This is a genomic window from Dyella sp. S184 (genome assembly GCF_009766065.1).
Classification (GTDB): Bacteria; Pseudomonadota; Gammaproteobacteria; order Xanthomonadales; family Rhodanobacteraceae; genus Rhodanobacter.
The window spans coordinates 1-1,309 of the sequence record NZ_LMUE01000006.1 but is presented as its reverse complement, the minus strand read 5'-3'; the positions used below and the strand labels follow the sequence as shown (position 1 = coordinate 1,309).

Sequence of the window (1,309 nt, the reverse complement as noted above, 5' to 3'; positions counted from 1 at the left end):
CCGGGTCCCGGCGAGATAGGCTTCGCCCAGCCGGCGCCAGTCAATATTGGGCACGCAATCGATGGTTTCCGGATCAAGTTGAGGACGCGTGCCGCTGCCTGACAGCTGCTTGAACGCGACCGGAAAGTTATTCAGCTCGCCAGCCGAATGCACGTCAGGGTGGTTGGAAATGATGCGCTCGACCAGGGTCGTGCCCGAACGCGGCATGCCGATGACGAAGATGGGTTCATCGGTAGGAAAGCCGGCAGCGGCGGTCTCCGGGTTCGGCAGTGCCCGAGTCAGTGCCGCGAACAGGGCCTCCTGGCGCTCGCGTGAATAGTCCCGTCCTACTTTTCCCGCGGCCTTGCCGATGGCAAGGTGCTCGAATGCCTTGGGATAATCGGCCAGATCCTCGTATTCCTTGAACAGTGCCAGATGCAGATGTATCTGCGCGACAAGATTGCCTGCACTCTTCGGCAACAACGACTGCAAACGCTCCAGATGATTGTTCGTCGCGGTCTGCGTGCGCAGATACGACAACGACAGGTGGATTCCCCACGACTGCGGCGCCAGATCGATACAGGCTTCCATTTCCTGTTCTGCTGCATCCAGCTTGCCCAGGCACATCAGCGATTTGGAGAGGTTGTAATGAAGATCGACGCGGGATGGCTCCTGGGCCGCCGCACGCGCGTAAAGAGTCCGTGCACGCTCATGTTCATTGGCGCGCGAGAGCACCACCCCGAGCGTATCCAGTGTCGTTGCGTCGAGTGACGACAAGGTCAAGGTCCGATCCACGACAGCCAGCGCAACGGCTTGCTGGTTGACCAGGGAAAGTACCTTCGCAAATTGCGCCGCATACTCGCCTCGCAGAGGATCAAGTTTCACGGCCCTTTGCAGGTACTTCACCGCCGTCGGCATCTCCTTCAGGTCGAGTGCGGCAAGCCCGATCAGGTAATGCAGCCCCGCATGATCGGGAGCCACCGGCAGCAGGGTTTTCGCCAGATCAAATGCCTGACGATGGTTTCCCTGGTTGTATACCGCGGTGGCCTGGGCAAAGAGCTTGTTTGGATCAGACATGCGATGCCTTAGCGTGACAATAGGTTGTGCCCCGATGATTATGCCCGATGACAAGCCATTGCAGTTGCTAAGCATATCGGGCGTGGCTGAACAATATCCACGCGGAATCCAGCTTGAGAAAAGCACAACGTCTTTCTCGCCATGCATGTTTGCGCCAAGGGAAAGAAAGAAAGAAAACGACTTGCTGCATGGCGAGCTACGGGCTGAGCGCAATACCCGCGTCGATCAACAGCTTCTGCAGCTCGGCCGTTTG

The 1,309-nt window shown here is 58.3% G+C and carries 2 protein-coding genes; one reads left to right on the top strand and one right to left on the bottom strand.

What is annotated here, in order from left to right; genetic code table 11:
- The coding region (locus tag GSQ75_RS12185; protein ID WP_158755165.1) for a sulfotransferase at nt 1-1,056 on the bottom strand (1,056 nt) is incomplete at its 3' end.
- Between the two features lie 34 nt (nt 1,057-1,090).
- Here GSQ75_RS12185 and GSQ75_RS19055 point away from each other — a divergent pair.
- Nucleotides 1,091-1,309: hypothetical protein (locus GSQ75_RS19055; RefSeq protein WP_216840680.1), on the top strand; the 219-nt coding region annotated here is incomplete at its 3' end.